General features: G+C 44.2%; 13 protein-coding genes. 8 read left to right on the top strand and 5 right to left on the bottom strand.

What is annotated here, in order from left to right:
• The first annotated feature begins 79 nt into the window (after positions 1-79).
• The 7 genes from purU (at position 80) to LIN78_RS16785 (ending at position 7,293) form a co-directional block, all read left to right on the top strand.
• Positions 80-934, top strand: coding sequence for a formyltetrahydrofolate deformylase (gene purU / locus LIN78_RS16815; protein ID WP_227182041.1), 855 nt, complete (start codon positions 80-82; stop codon positions 932-934).
• 35 nt (positions 935-969) lie between these two features.
• Positions 970-1,485 (top strand): hypothetical protein, encoded by a 516-nt coding sequence (locus LIN78_RS16810; RefSeq protein WP_227182040.1) that lies wholly within the window; start codon positions 970-972, stop codon positions 1,483-1,485.
• A 71-nt stretch (positions 1,486-1,556) separates the two neighbouring features.
• Positions 1,557-2,723 (top strand): hypothetical protein, encoded by a 1,167-nt coding sequence (locus LIN78_RS16805; protein ID WP_227182039.1) that lies wholly within the window; start codon positions 1,557-1,559, stop codon positions 2,721-2,723.
• 174 nt (positions 2,724-2,897) lie between these two features.
• Entirely contained in the window at positions 2,898-4,511 is a 1,614-nt protein-coding gene (locus LIN78_RS16800; RefSeq protein WP_227182038.1) for an NAD+ synthase, read from the top strand.
• Positions 4,512-4,556: 45 nt separating this feature from the next.
• Positions 4,557-5,570: a tRNA (adenosine(37)-N6)-threonylcarbamoyltransferase complex transferase subunit TsaD gene (gene tsaD, locus LIN78_RS16795; protein ID WP_227182037.1), complete on the top strand. Its 1,014-nt coding sequence runs from the start codon at positions 4,557-4,559 to the stop codon at positions 5,568-5,570.
• Between the two features lie 355 nt (positions 5,571-5,925).
• Positions 5,926-6,654: a lytic transglycosylase domain-containing protein gene (locus tag LIN78_RS16790; RefSeq protein ID WP_227182036.1), complete on the top strand. Its 729-nt coding sequence runs from the start codon at positions 5,926-5,928 to the stop codon at positions 6,652-6,654.
• Between the two features lie 132 nt (positions 6,655-6,786).
• The gene (locus tag LIN78_RS16785) at positions 6,787-7,293 is read left to right on the top strand and encodes a hypothetical protein (RefSeq protein ID WP_227182035.1); all 507 of its coding nucleotides are present in this window, start codon (positions 6,787-6,789) and stop codon (positions 7,291-7,293) included.
• Between the two features lie 233 nt (positions 7,294-7,526).
• On the opposite strand, the gene ppsA is transcribed toward LIN78_RS16785, so the two are convergent.
• Positions 7,527-9,911: a phosphoenolpyruvate synthase gene (ppsA, locus tag LIN78_RS16780; RefSeq protein ID WP_227182034.1), complete on the bottom strand. Its 2,385-nt coding sequence runs from the start codon at positions 9,909-9,911 to the stop codon at positions 7,527-7,529.
• A 356-nt stretch (positions 9,912-10,267) separates the two neighbouring features.
• On the opposite strand from ppsA, the gene ppsR reads away from it, so the two are divergent.
• Positions 10,268-11,095, top strand: a complete 828-nt coding sequence (gene ppsR, locus LIN78_RS16775) for a posphoenolpyruvate synthetase regulatory kinase/phosphorylase PpsR (protein WP_227182033.1) — start codon at positions 10,268-10,270, stop codon at positions 11,093-11,095.
• 82 nt (positions 11,096-11,177) lie between these two features.
• On the opposite strand, the gene tauD is transcribed toward ppsR, so the two are convergent.
• The 4 genes from tauD to tauA are packed head-to-tail and all read right to left on the bottom strand — an operon-like array spanning position 11,178 to position 14,799.
• Positions 11,178-12,029, bottom strand: coding sequence for a taurine dioxygenase (gene tauD / locus LIN78_RS16770; RefSeq protein WP_227182032.1), 852 nt, complete (start codon positions 12,027-12,029; stop codon positions 11,178-11,180).
• Between the two features lie 59 nt (positions 12,030-12,088).
• Positions 12,089-12,952, bottom strand: coding sequence for an ABC transporter permease subunit (locus tag LIN78_RS16765; RefSeq protein ID WP_227182031.1), 864 nt, complete (start codon positions 12,950-12,952; stop codon positions 12,089-12,091).
• A complete protein-coding gene (locus LIN78_RS16760; RefSeq protein WP_227182030.1) occupies positions 12,949-13,737 on the bottom strand; it encodes a taurine ABC transporter ATP-binding protein in 789 nt (262 codons plus the stop codon). The genes LIN78_RS16765 and LIN78_RS16760 overlap by 4 nt, the downstream gene beginning before the upstream one ends.
• Positions 13,738-13,791: 54 nt before the next feature.
• On the bottom strand, positions 13,792-14,799 hold the full coding sequence (gene tauA, locus LIN78_RS16755) for a taurine ABC transporter substrate-binding protein (RefSeq protein WP_227182029.1): 1,008 nt from the start codon (positions 14,797-14,799) through the stop codon (positions 13,792-13,794).
• Positions 14,800-14,887 lie beyond the last annotated feature (88 nt).

The raw sequence follows: 14,887 nt of genomic DNA, 5'->3' as shown, positions 1-14,887 counted from the left end.
AAAATCAGAGGGTGAGGATTTTCTCACCTTCTGATACACTGCTTTTCTTTCGCAGATTTTGGTTTTTCCTCTACGCTTTATGAAAAATACCGCCACGCTTCTTATCAGCAGCCCTGACCGTAAAGGTTTAGTCGCCGCCATTGCTGACTTTCTGTACAAACACAACGCAAACATTCTTCATGCCGATCAACATCAAGATGCGACAGAAGGCATTTTCTTGATGCGTGTCGAGTGGGATTTAGCAGATTTCACATTAAGCTTGGCCGACTTTCCCGCCGCATTTGATAAGGCGATGGCTGACTTTGATATGAACTGGCAATTAGTGGACGGCAGAAAACGCACGAGAATGGCGATTTTTGTGTCGAAATTTGATCATTGCCTTGTTGACTTGCTTTATCGCCATAAACAAGGTGAACTGCAATGTGACATTCCATTGATCATTAGTAACCATGAAGACACCAGAGAGATTGCTGATTTCTACGGCATTCCTTATCATGTGGTTTCTGTTACCGCAGAAAATAAAGTAGAAGCAGAAGCCGAGCAATTCCGCTTATTGGCCGAATACAATATTAATCTGATTGTGTTGGCGCGATACATGCAGGTATTGTCGAGTGAATTCTGTAAACAGTATCCGCAACAAATTATCAATATTCACCATAGTTTCTTGCCAGCCTTTCATGGCGCAAGACCATACCACCGTGCATTTGAGCGCGGTGTTAAACTAATTGGTGCAACTGGTCATTATGTGACAGAGATTCTGGACGATGGACCGATCATCGAACAAAATGTGACCCGGATCTCACATAGAGATTCGATTGATGATTTGTTACAAAAAGGAAGAGACCTAGAACGTGTGGTGTTATCTAGCGCGGTGCGCTGGCATATTGATCATCGCGTTTTAGTATATAAAAATAAAACGGTGGTATTCGACTGAACGCAATACTTAATCGACTAGTCGATGATGCATGGATGGTCATCTCGGGGCGAATCAAAGCCCCGTTTAAAATTGCCTTCCGCACATGGGAACTGTCACTCATACTATTACTAGTTGGCTGCCTGACAGCCGAACCGGGTGACTATTTTAAAGCCGACCTCGCGACTCGCTTTGCTTTCTTTGGTTGTCATTATTTAGTGGCCACCGCTGTCTTTGCTTGGACAACCGCTAGATTATTTCAACTATCTGGCTACCCTATTCCGTTTATTCTTTGTTATTGCTTTTTAACGTTACTTGCCATTCCAGAAGTGCTGTTACCCGTATTTGATGCAATTAGTACGCCGCTTGCCTCTGGTGTCAGTTTATTCTGGTTCGCATTCTCTTTATATGCTTTTAGCCGAGCGATTCGCCGGCTGATTCCCATCCCCAAAAGAAGACTTGTGCTTATCATTGCATTTGGTTTTCTGTTTAGCATTATCATCAATGTGTTGGCACTTCAGATCGCGGCAAGCAATCACTGGGTTGATCCAACCAGTATCTTTCGCACCTAAACACATTCCAATAGCATACCACTAGCGTTCACTGATACAATCTTGCCATCAACTATCAACTGAGATTGGCAATGAAAAAAATCGTCCTTGCAGCATGCTTAGTCCCCGCTTTTAGTTGGGGGGCAGATTTAACGACGACCGAAGCGTTTAACGCTGCATGTAAAGACACCCCGCCTCAACTGAGCAAGATCAAAGATAATACGGGTCGCCAACTATTTACCATTTGCCAAGATTTAAAAACCGTTCAACAAGTCGGCAAATGGGCAAAATCAACAGAATCTAAATACCAGCAAGCATCTGACAAAGACTACAAAACCATTGAAAAAGAAGTACACAATGAGATTGTCTATGTGCGTGATCAACTTAAACAAGCTCGGATGGCGCTTGAAAAAATCAATTTGAAGCCAAATGAAGGATTACGTGTTAAGCCATCGACTTGGCAAACAGATATTGATGGCGATGGCAAAATTGAAACCTGGGAACAATATTTCTTTGCTGTCCCACAAAGAGGACATCGCCCATTTGCCATTCACCCACCAGAAAATGATCCTGAATACTATTCGCGCGAATACAATTTAGACGCGCAATTCAAAATTGATCAGAGTGATATTTTGTGGACACTTGCTTATCATCATTTTGCAGAAGGTCTGTTAGAACTACTAAGCGCTTACCGTGTAGATCCATCGAAACAAGACTTTAGCCAGATGATTTATCTAACCGATAAAGCAGCCGTTAAACGCGCACATGTGGCAATTGGCAAAGGGTTTACCACTTCGCTTGCGATGTCTCAAAGCGTTTTAGCGGAAACAGATGATGATGATGAATGGATTGCAAATCCTTCACAAAAGAGCACGGTTTTCCCAATTCCGCTTGAGGCAGAAGATTTTGCCACTTGGCAGACGCTACTAAAAGAGGTGATTCCAGCATGGAAGGGCGATACGCTGCTTGTACCAGAGCGAGTAGATAGTGGCGCCTTGGCAGACCTAAGTGAGCTATGCCCGAAAGACCAAGGTTTGAATATTGAGAAATACTTTAGTAACCCACACAAGTATCCGGTTGAAGCTTTTATGACCTATCAAAAGGAAAATAGGCTACACCTGCCTAGTGGTTGCGAGAAAGTCACCAGCAAAAAGCCAAAATCCGGCTTATTTGACTTCTTACGCACCTACTCGAATAAACAAGATAGCAGCGCAACACCTGGCGCAAACTTTATTCGTCATCTCTATTGGGTAAATTAAATCCGGAGATTGATACCTAGCATTCGAAAGGCCATCTTCACCGATGGCCTTTTTTCTTTGAAATAGAGAAAGAGACTATGCAAACAGAATGGATATTGTCAGTTACAATAAGCACTTAGCTCGCTTCAAACGCTTGCCAACCTAATTTAGATAACTCTTCAGAAGTCAACACACATGCTGATCGCACTTTCGCAGTTCAATCCGATTGTCGGTAACATTGAATATAACCAGAAGAAAATGCTGCACGATATTAGTGAGGCGAAGAAAGCTGGTGCTAGATTAATTGTTTTCCCTGAACTAGCTGTATGTGGCTACCCACCTGAAGATTTATTATTAAGACCTTCTTTTTACCAAGACTGCTTAAATAGTTTGAATGAACTGGCAAAAGCCAGTGAGGGCATCGCCTTAGTCATCGGACACCCGGAAGAAGAGAATAATGAGCGATTCAACGCAGTGACCGTCTTTGACCAACAAACAGCCATTGCCCATTACCGTAAACTAAGCTTACCAAACAACGAAGTATTTGATGAGTACCGTTATTTCTCCCCAGGCGGAGAAGCATGCGTATTTACTATCGATGGCACCGCTTTTGGCGTGAATATTTGTGAGGATATTTGGCACCCAGAAGCGGCAGATCGCGCAAAACTTGCCGGTGCTGAAGTATTACTAGTTCCGAATGCTAGCCCGTATCACAAAGACAAAGAACAAGAACGAGTAGAAATTGCTAAAGAACGTGTCAAAGAAACCGGCTTAGCCTTGCTGTACTGTAACTGGGTAGGCGGGCAGGATGAGCTGGTGTTTGATGGGGGCTCTTTTGCGTTGAATACGGAGGGCGAATTAATCGCTCACTCACCGTTGTTTGAAGAACATTTATTATTCATTGAATGCGCGGGTAATCAGATTCAGTCCGAGACAAAAGCCTCTTGGCCAAGTACCGATGCAGCGCTATACCAAGCCTTAGTTCTTGGCGTGCGCGACTATATTCAAAAAAACCGCTTCCCAGGCGTGCTCTTAGGCTTGTCTGGAGGGGTAGATTCTGGCTTGACACTCGCAGTGGCAATTGATGCGCTTGGCGCAGATAAAGTCCACGCAGTGATGATGCCAAGTAAGTACACAGCAGATATTAGCGTAATTGACTCTAGAGAAATGATTGAGCGCGTAAAGTGTCAATATTCAGAGCTTGATATTTGGCCGATGTATGAACAGTTTGTTAGTACATTATCTCCCGAGTTTGAAGGACGAGCACTAGACACGACAGAAGAAAATATTCAGGCTCGCGTTCGTGGCACCTTACTGATGGCGCTGTCTAATAAAACAGGGAAACTAGTACTGACGACGGGTAATAAGTCCGAAATGACGACAGGATATTGCACACTGTATGGCGATATGGCCGGTGGCTTTGCTGTGTTAAAAGACGTCAGCAAGATGACGGTCTACCGCCTGTGTGAATATAGAAACCAAACGACCATCGATGGATTAGCCAACCCGATTCCTGAACGAATTATTACTAGACCACCGTCTGCCGAGCTACGCCCTGATCAGAAAGATCAGGATAGTTTGCCACCATATGAAGTACTAGATGCCATCATGGAAGCCTATGTAGAACGCAACCAAAGCATGGCAGATATTATCGCCAGCGGTTATCAAGAAGCAGATGTGGTTCGCGTGGTGAAGTTACTTAAAATTAATGAATACAAGCGCCGCCAAGCGCCAGTCGGCATTCGTATTACGCCACGGGGTTTTGGTAAAGATTGGCGCTACCCAATTACCAATGGTTATTTCGCCTAATGGCAACCCGTTGTTTAGATTAATGTTGTTATAGAGTTTGAAAACATGCTGGTTTTAGGAATTGAAAGCTCATGCGATGAAACAGGTATCGCTCTTTATGATACAGAGAAGGGGCTATTGTCCCACCATTTGCATAGCCAAATAGCCATGCATGCCGAATATGGTGGCGTAGTACCTGAACTTGCCTCAAGAGACCATATCAGAAGAGTGTTACCGTTAACAGAAGCATGCTTAAAAGATGCTAACCAAACACTAGCGGATATTGATGCCATTGCCTACACAGAAGGTCCTGGTTTGGCAGGTGCTTTATTAGTAGGAGCTAGTATTGCGAATGCTTTGGGCTTTGCCCTGGGTAAGCCTGTGATTCCGGTGCATCATTTAGAAGGCCACCTACTGTCTCCTTTACTAGCCACCCCAAGGCCAGAATTTCCATTTGTTGCGTTGCTAGTTTCTGGTGGTCACTCGCAACTGATGGCAGTAAGAGGGGTTGGCAAATATGAGTTATTAGGTGAAACGGTAGATGATGCTGCTGGCGAAGCCTTTGATAAAACAGCAAAATTGTTAGGCCTTCCCTACCCTGGCGGCCCTGCGCTATCTAAGCTTGCAGAACAAGGCGACCCAAAACGTTTTACGCTACCGCGTCCAATGCTACATTCAGGCGACCTAGATTTTAGTTTCTCTGGTTTAAAAACTGCCGTGCTGACTTTAGTAAAGCAGCAAGCCGAACTAACAGAGCAAACCAAAGCAGATATTGCACGCGCGTTTCAAGAAGCAATTGTTGAAGTGTTGGTAAAGAAATCAGTCGCCGCATTAAAACAAACGGGGATGAAACAGATTGTTGTCGCTGGTGGTGTAGGCGCAAACAAGCAACTTAGAAACCAGCTAGATGAAGCCGCTGCCAAGCGTAAATTGAGTGTTTTTTATCCTCCACTCGCCTTCTGTACGGACAACGGAGCGATGATTGCTTTTGCCGGTGCGCAGCGTCTTCAGTTTGCCAATCACGACTATCGATTTATGATTAAGCCAAGATGGGATTTATCCTCTTTACCCGCTGCGTAATTTGCTTATTTTCATTTCAACATTAGTCATTTTCGTTCAGAATGAAACGCTCAGTAAGCTAAATAAGTCCAAACAAATTTAGCAAAAGCCACCGAAAAAAACGCTCATTTTTAGTGCTTGCTAGGCACTAAAAATGAGCGTTTTTTTCGTATTGCCTAGTCATATCTCTTCGTTTTTAGAGCTTACCCAACCAATCAATGTGGCAGATATACCACATAGACAATCCGGCTACAGACCGCAATAATTCAGCAACAAAGACATTGTCATAATCGAATTATGACAATGACAACCACCCAAGTTTTTGAATAATATAGCTTTTCGGGTAAAATGACTTTTTTAACAAGTATGACTACACATGACGTTCAAATATAAAGCTTCACTTGCCGCACTACTGGCCAGCATCATTTTGCCAGCAAGTGCCGACATCTATGCTTTTGTAGATGAAACTGGCGTAGCCCACTACAGCAACGAGCAATTAGACGATCGCTATACACTTTTTAAGCGTGAAAATGCACCAACGCTAAGTGATAGTGAGCCGCTTTCTGTTCAGCAAAAAGTGACTCCAAAAACCAATTTTGTGCCTAACGCACCAGGTGTTGAAAAACGCCGTAAACAATTTGCCAAGATTGTTCAAAAGGTAGCGAAAGAAACAAAAATTAGCCCATCCTTACTAGATGCAATTATTACTGCAGAATCGGGCTACCAACCTAATGCCGTTTCACCACGTGGCGCATTGGGAATGATGCAACTAATGCCTGTTACAGCAGCCAGATATGGTGTAACAGATCCATTAAATGCAGAACAAAACATTCGCGGAGGCGCAAAATACATGCGTGACCTCTTAAAAATGTTTAACCAGAACTTAGAACTTGCAGTCGCGGCCTATAATGCAGGCGAAGGCTCTGTGATCCGCGCAGGCTATGCAGTTCCTAAATTCAAAGAAACTCAAAATTATGTGCCGAAAGTCATTGGAAATATGAACCGCACACAATTTACCAGCATGAAAGACAAACTGGGCCAACGTTTAAAGGTAACTCTGTTACCGATTGGCATGCAGTTGGTCGACAAGGTGAAGCAATTTTAATTTGTAAATTTCTTCACTGCTGGTCAACAAAAACGGGCTTCGGCCCGTTTTTGTTTTTACAAGAGGGAAAATTTGCAAACTACTTGAAAAATTTTCCGTGTAAAATACTTTTTTAAGTTGCCAATTGCATAAATGATGAAGCTGAAATCTTACCTATTCTCTATCGCGTTGTTAGCAGGCGTTTCACTAACAGCGCATGCAGAAGGACCGAACCCGCTACCATTTGATTCTGCAGGTTATAGTGACACGCCTTCTAAACAAGTAAACGCAGCGCCATCTACGCCAACCCCTGCTGCTGCAAAAGAAGATCCGAAAAAGTCTGTTCGCGCAAAAGATGACGAAGACGACGATGATGGAGATGCTACCAAGCAAATTAAAAAATGCGAGAAAGTAGCGCCTAAAAAAGTAAAAGGGAAAAAAGCTGGCCCTGCAAAAACGGTTTGTAAAACGGTTACTGTAAAAGAAAAACCGTCTAAGTCTTCAAAGTCTCATGCGGTTGAAGGTAAAAGGGGCAAAAAAGAAGCTGAGGATGAACCAAAAGCCAGCTGCAAAAAAGGCAAAAAATGTAAGTCATCGAATGAAGAGAAACCATCGTCAACAAAGAAAAAAGCAACCAAAAAGCCAGTGAAGAAAAAGTAGATCCATCGTCACTCGTTAGAATTGAAGTAGCCCTCCCTGAGAGGGCTATTTTTATATTAGCCCCACTCTACCCTCTATGACCTTCCGCTAATTGATTCTGCCCACCTTAAAATCACTTATAAAGGGGCTGATATTTTTTAATTCAGTAGGCAAAATACGATTACTCAAAAAATAGCATAAAAAAAGCCGGTCAAGAGACCGGCTTTTTTTATGCTAGCGCGAGAAGGGGTAACTTACTTGGTACCCAATTCTTTTGCTAGATAGATCCAAGTTTCGACCACGGTATCAGGGTTCAGAGATACGGTTTCGATACCTTGTTCAACCAGCCATTTTGCAAAGTCTGGATGATCTGAAGGGCCTTGGCCACAAATACCAATGTATTTGTTATGTTTGCGGCAAGCGGCGATCGCCATTGAAAGCATTGCTTTCACCGCTTCGTTACGCTCGTCAAACAGGCTAGCAATTGGACCACCAGAGTCACGGTCAAGCGCCAATGTTAGCTGAGTCATATCGTTAGAACCGATAGAGAAACCATCGAAATATTCTAAGAATTGTTCAGCCAAGATTGCGTTAGCAGGGATTTCGCACATCATAATGAGACGTAAACCATTTTTGCCACGCTCAAGACCATTTTCTTTTAGTAGCTCAACTACTTTACGTGCTTCGTCCAAGGTGCGAACAAACGGGATCATTACTTCCACGTTGGTTAGACCCATTTCGTCACGAACACGTTTTAGTGCACGGCATTCTAGATCGAAACAGTCACGGAAATCAGTAGACACATAACGAGACGCGCCACGGAAACCGATCATTGGGTTTTCTTCATGCGGTTCGTAGTTCGTGCCACCAATCAAGTTCGCGTATTCGTTTGACTTGAAGTCAGACATGCGAACAATCACTTTCTTCGGTGCAAATGCGGCACCAATACTTGCGATACCTTCGACTAGTTTTTCAACGTAGAAATCAACTGCAGATGGGTAACCCGCAATACGCTCTTCAACTTGTGCCTTCAAATCCCATGGAAGATTTGGGTAAGCCAATAGCGCTTTTGGATGCACACCAATCATACGGTTAATAATGAATTCTAGACGCGCTAGACCAACACCTTCGTTAGGCAATTGACTGAAGTCAAATGCTAGCTCTGGGTTACCAACGTTCATCATTAGTTTTACAGGTGCAGGTGGCATGCTATCTAATGCTAGATCGATGATCTCGATATCTAGCAAACCTTGGTAGATATTACCTGTATCACCTTCAGCGCAAGAAACCGTTACTTCTTGGCCTTCGCTTAGTAGATCAGTAGCGTCACCGCAACCTACTACCGCAGGAATACCTAACTCACGAGCGATAATCGCTGCGTGACATGTACGTCCACCACGGTTGGTCACAATTGCTGCAGCACGTTTCATCACTGGCTCCCAATCTGGGTCAGTCATGTCCGTTACTAGTACGTCACCTTCTTTTACGCGTTCCATTTCAGAAGCGTCTTTAATTAGGCGAACCACCCCTTTACCTACTTTTTGACCAATCGCACGCCCCGAAGCAACTACTTCAGAACGGTTGTTCAAACGGTAGCGACGTAGGGTTTCTACGCGACCTTCTTGAGATTTTACAGTTTCTGGACGAGCCTGCAGGATGTACAGTTTGCCATCAAAACCATCTTTACCCCACTCGATATCCATCGGGCGGCCGTAGTGCTTCTCGATAATCATCGCGAAACGAGATAGTTCGATTACATCTTCGTCAGAAATAGAGAACTTGCGGCGATCTGCCAACGGTACATCTACCGTGCGCACTGAGCGACCAGTTTCTGCCTTGTCAGCAAATTCCATTTTAATTAGTTTAGAACCGATGTTACGGCGTAAAATCGCTGGGCGATTTGGTTCTAGGTTTGGTTTGTACACGTAGAATTCATCAGGGTTTACTGCGCCCTGAACAACGGTTTCACCCAAACCATAAGAAGCGGTCAGGAATACCGCATTCTGGAAGCCAGATTCGGTGTCTAGTGTAAACATCACACCGGCTGCGCCTGTGTCTGAGCGAACCATACGCTGGATACCGGCAGACAAAGCAACTTCTGCGTGAGCAAAGCCTTTGTGTACACGATAAGAAATCGCGCGGTCGTTATACAACGACGCAAACACGTGTTTGATGGCAATCAGTACATTCTCGATACCTGAAATATTCAAGTAACTTTCTTGCTGACCAGCGAAAGAGGCATCAGGCAAGTCTTCGGCAGTAGCTGATGAACGGACAGCAACAGAAATCGTCGCGCCAGAGTCTGCTTCCATTTTTGCGTATGCTTTGCGGATTTCATTTTCCAACTCAGCAGGCAATGGAGCATCGATAACCCATTGACGGATTTCTGCACCCACTTTTACAAGTGTTGCAACGTCATCTACATTTAGCTTATCCAAAGCTTGATTGATACGATCTGTTAGACCGCTATCGCTCAAAAACTGACGGAATGCAGCAGCTGTGGTCGCAAAACCACCTGGTACACGTACACCTGCACCAGCCAACTGACTGATCATTTCACCCAAAGAGGCATTCTTACCGCCAACCTCTTCTACGTCTGTCATACGTAGATGCTCGAACCAAACTACATTTTGCGACATCGTCGATTTCCCGTTAATAACGATTAAAAACCGGCTTAAATACCCTTGTTAGTATTCTCGGAAACATGCTGCCATCCTCGCATAGCTTCCCTTTATTGCAAGGGTATTTCATGAATGAGCGCATTCTACCGTGTTTCGTTTTATTCGGAATACTAATCCATAAAAATATGCATAAATATCACAAAAAGTTTTTTTACTACTTACAAATCGGCATAAAAAAGTAGTTTAACTATATAAATCATAAAAAGTATTCACGAGTCGTATGTATTTGATACATTGAGAAAATATTGGGGTGCTTAGCACACGAATTAGTCGTTATAATTTCTTTTCAATTTCCCCTATTGAGATATCAAAACATGTCGAGTCAACGCAAAGTCTTTTTCGTTTCGGATCGTACCGGTATTACGGCTGAAGTATTAGGTCATAGCCTTTTGACGCAATTCGAAGGGATTGCCTTTAAAAGAACCACATTACCTTTTATTGATTCAGTAGAAAAAGCACAAGCAGTGGCTCAGCAGTTGGCGGATTTTTGCTTAGAAAGCGAAACACGTCCGATCGTTTTTTCTACGATGGTCGATGGCGCAATTCGTAACGCGCTACGCCAACGTAACAACGCATTGCATTTGGACTTTTTTGAAAAGTTTATTGATCCATTGGAACAAGAGCTTGGCATGATGTCTTCTCATACCATGGGCAAAAGCCATGCAATTGATGACAATGATGAATATAAAACGCGAATCGACGCGGTAAACTTCACGATGAATAGTGATGATGGCGCATCGACCAAACATTATGATGAAGCGGATGTGATTTTGGTTGGCGTATCACGTTCTGGCAAAACGCCTACGTGCTTGTATTTAGCGCTTCATTACGGGATTAAAGCGGCCAACTACCCATTAGTGCCAGAAGATTTTGATTCTGAAAAATTACCAAACCGCTTGCAGCCATACCGCCAAAAGCTATTTGGCCTCACCATTCACCCTGAACGTTTACAACAGATTCGCCGTGAACGGAAACCAGACAGCCGTTACGCTGCATTAGATAACTGCAAATTTGAGTTGGCGGAGGCGGAGTCATTAATGCGTCGTGAACGCATTCCGTTCTTAGACACGACACACAAATCTGTCGAAGAACTGGCTAGTACAATCATTCACTCTGCAGGTCTCACTCGTCGCTTATTCTAAGCTGTGCGTTTATGTTATAGAAGGCCATCAGCCTTCTATAACATACGATTCTCTCTGCCTAAGTTCAAAAATAAGCTACATTTCAGCCGACCTTTGGCCCAAAAGGCTTATCACCTAAAATCGTTGCACGATGCACAATGCGACGATGGGGAAGATAATCGTCCACAGCGATGTGCTGCGTTATCCGGTTATCCCAAAATACGACATCATCTTTCTGCCAACGCCATCTCACCGTAAAACGTGCATGGCTAATATGTTGGTACAAAAAGGCCAAAATCGCTTTTCCTTCCGCTTCGGGTAATTCAACAATTCTTGTGGTGAAATCTTCATTCACAAAAATCGCTTTCTTTCCTGACACAGGATGAACACGAATCACTGGCTGAATCACGGGTGGGTTTGCCTTTTTTCCAGCCTCCCATTGCGCGGCTTTTTCTGGCGTGATTGCGTAACGGTACTCTGGAAAACCTTGCGTTAAATCATGAACAGCAGTTAGTCCTTCTAAATAAGCCTTCATTGGTGCAGATAGCGCATCGTAAGCAGCAGTTGCACTTGCCCACACCGTATCGCCACCGATGGGGGGCAATAGTTTGGCGGATAAAATAGCGCCAAGTGGCGGACGCTCGATGCACGACACATCACTGTGCCAATGTATTGCATCGGGCGGGTTATCGCCATGTGTGTCCAAAATCATGATTTCAGGTTGCTCTGCCACCTTTGGGTACAATGGATGCACATGTAAATCACCAAAATTTGCAGCAAACTCTTTTTGTTGTTTATCCGTGAGTGGTTGTTTTCGGAAAAATAGGATTTGGTGCTCAACTAATAATTCCGAAATTTCTTGCTTTAATAAATTGGATAATGGCTCAGCTAGATTAAGGCCGGATACTTCTGCGCCTAATGCAGGGGTCAATCGCTCAACAGTTAAGGTTGTCATTTTTAATCTTCCTTCTTATTATTTATTGTTGTTATCCGTTCAACAGATAGCCGTCTTGATTACACTTCGTTTTGCCAAGGGGTCAGCTTTCTTTGCAAGTAACGCAACCCAACTTCCAATAACAGTGCAATAGCAGCAATAATCAGGATTCCGGCAATCACCACATCTGTTACCAAGAATTTTGAAGCCGCGTGCACCATAAAACCCAATCCTTCGGTTGCTGCAATCAATTCTGCAGCAACTAAAGTAGACCACCCAGCCCCTAACGCAATGCGTAACCCAGTCAGTACATCGGGAAGCGCACTGGGGAAAACAACATAACGAAGCACCTGCCATTTGCTCGCCCCTAATGCAAGTGCGGCTTGCGCTCTAGAAGCCGAGACCCGACCGACACCATTCGCCGTTGCGATCGCTAAAGGGGCAAAAATGGCAAAGTAAATCAGCAATACTTTAGATAACTCACCAATACCAAACCAAATCACCATCAGTGGCAAATAGGCTAACGGAGGAATGGGTCGGTAAAATTCAATAACAGGGTCTAAAATTCCCTTACCAATGCGACTTGAGCCCATCCAGATTCCCGCAGGAATCGCGGTGGCAACAGCCAGCAAGAAAGCAGAACCGATACGAAAGCTACTCGCCCAAAGATGAGACCAAAGTGAAACATCCATAAAGCCGTTTTGCGCTAAATCGGCCAATCGTTTCACAACCGTGATAGGAGTTGGCAATAACATTTCTGGTAACCATTGCAGATAGCTCGTCAATGACCATGCCAAAATAACAAAGCCAATAGTAAGCAAACTCAACGCAACTCGACTTGTCAGAGCGGCCGAGAGACGATTCGCCCAAGAGATTCTTGTTACCGTTTGCGGAAGCGTTCGCTCTACCGCATACAGTGTTGGGTCTTCTAATAGAATAGTCATTGCACAGCCTCCGTTTGCGACACAATCTGATCTAACACCACCGCTTTTGCAGCAGCAAAGGTAGGATCTTGTTTAATACTTCTCGCCGACTCCCCTTCTGCATACCGCCTTGCAAAGTTGTACTCAAATCGCTCAACAATGCGCCCCGGCCTAGGGGAAAACACCAGCAATTCGGTAGACATTAAAACGGCCTCTTCCACACTGTGAGTAATCAGGAAAACGCCTTTTCTTGTCTGTTTCCAGACATCTAAAATAAGCGTTTGCATTTGCTCTCTCGTTAAGGCATCTAACGCACCTAAAGGCTCATCCATTAATAACCAATCAGGATTAGCGGCTAAGGCACGTGCTAAGCCCACTCGCTGCCGCATACCACCGGATATTTCACTCACACGATGATGTTCAAAGCCAGTTAAACCCACTTGGCTTAGCACCTGTTTTGCGACGGCTTCTTTTTCTTGCTTACTAACGCCTTGTAGCGTCAAACCAAACGCCACATTTTCTAATACAGAAAACCATGGAAATAATGCATCATCTTGAAACACCACCCCTCGATCGGCACCTGGCCCTGTCACGACTTGACCTGCCTTGGTGACTTGTCCAAGCGTTGGCGTCTGGAATCCTGCCAGTAAAGAAAGTAAGGTGCTTTTTCCGCAGCCTGATGCTCCTAGTGCAACAACAAAGTCACCTTGATTGATCGTTACAGAAACATTGTCTAGCGCGTGTACCACACCACGAGAGGATGGGTAATGTTTAGAAACGGCATTGGCGACGAGGGCTTTTGACATGTAATTCACCTTACTTTCTACCTCGGTGCAATTGCACAGAGGGCGGGATGACTCTTATTTCAACTTGCTGGCTTTTTGAACGAATTGAGGATCAATCACCGCCTGATAGCTAGCCAAGGTTTGATCGATTTTCTTTTGCTCTTTCAGGAAGGTAGCCGTGGCGGTAAGCGCTTTCACTGATCCGCCCCCCAATACAGCAGGACTTAGTTGCTCTACTGCATTTGGATATTTATTACCCGCCAGTAGGCTAGGGATATCTGCAGGGGTAGCACCACTTAAGTCAGAAATTTTCTTCACGACATCAGAAGACGCTGTCCACTTACTCGCATTTTTCTGATATTCAGCGTTCACATCGGTAGTGACTTTTGCAAACTTCACTAAAAAATCAGGATGCTTTGAAGCAAAGTCTTTTTGCGCAACCCAACTATCGAAGGTTGGATGCCCCCATTTACCTACTTCTGCTGAATCGGTTAATACCTTGCCTGATTGTTTAATTTTTCCAAGTGCAGGGTCCCATGTGTAAGCACCATCGATGTCGCCACGTAACCAGGCCGCGGCAATTTCTGGCGGAGCTAAATTCACCACTTTTACTTTTGATGGATCTATATTCCAGTGTTTTAGCGCGGAAAGCAGGCTGTAATGCGCGGTAGAAACAAAAGGCGTTGCGAGTGTTTTACCGATTAAATCTTTAGGAGATTTAATATTTGCACCATTGCGAACAACTAACGCTTCAGAGCCGCCAGTTAGCGCATTCACAACAAATGCCTTAATCGGCAACCCTCTACTAGTAGATGCTGCTAGTGGGCTAGAGCCAATGTTGCCAATTTGCACGTCACCAGAAGCAATGGCGGCGACAATATCTGCACCACTGTCGAATCGTTTCCAGTTAATTTTCCAACCTGTTGCTTTTTCATAACGGCCCTCCACCTGCGCCAACTTGGCAGGATCAGCACCATATTGATAACCAATGGTGACTTCTTCTGCTAGAGCAACATTGATTGAAGCAACACCTGCAGTAGCCAAAGCTAATTTGATTAAATTGATTCTTAATGATGTTTTCATTTGATGCTCCCTGAAGTTCTGCTTGTCTGAATTTGTATTCGATGGAGCCATCATAAAGCAATCACTAAATTTCTTTTAATTATATTTA

The sequence above is a fragment of the Leeia speluncae genome, assembly GCF_020564625.1.
In the GTDB taxonomy this organism is placed as follows: Bacteria; Pseudomonadota; Gammaproteobacteria; order Burkholderiales; family Leeiaceae; genus Leeia; species Leeia speluncae.
The sequence above is the reverse complement of the archived record's forward strand: the minus strand, read 5'-3'. Positions and strand labels throughout refer to the sequence as shown.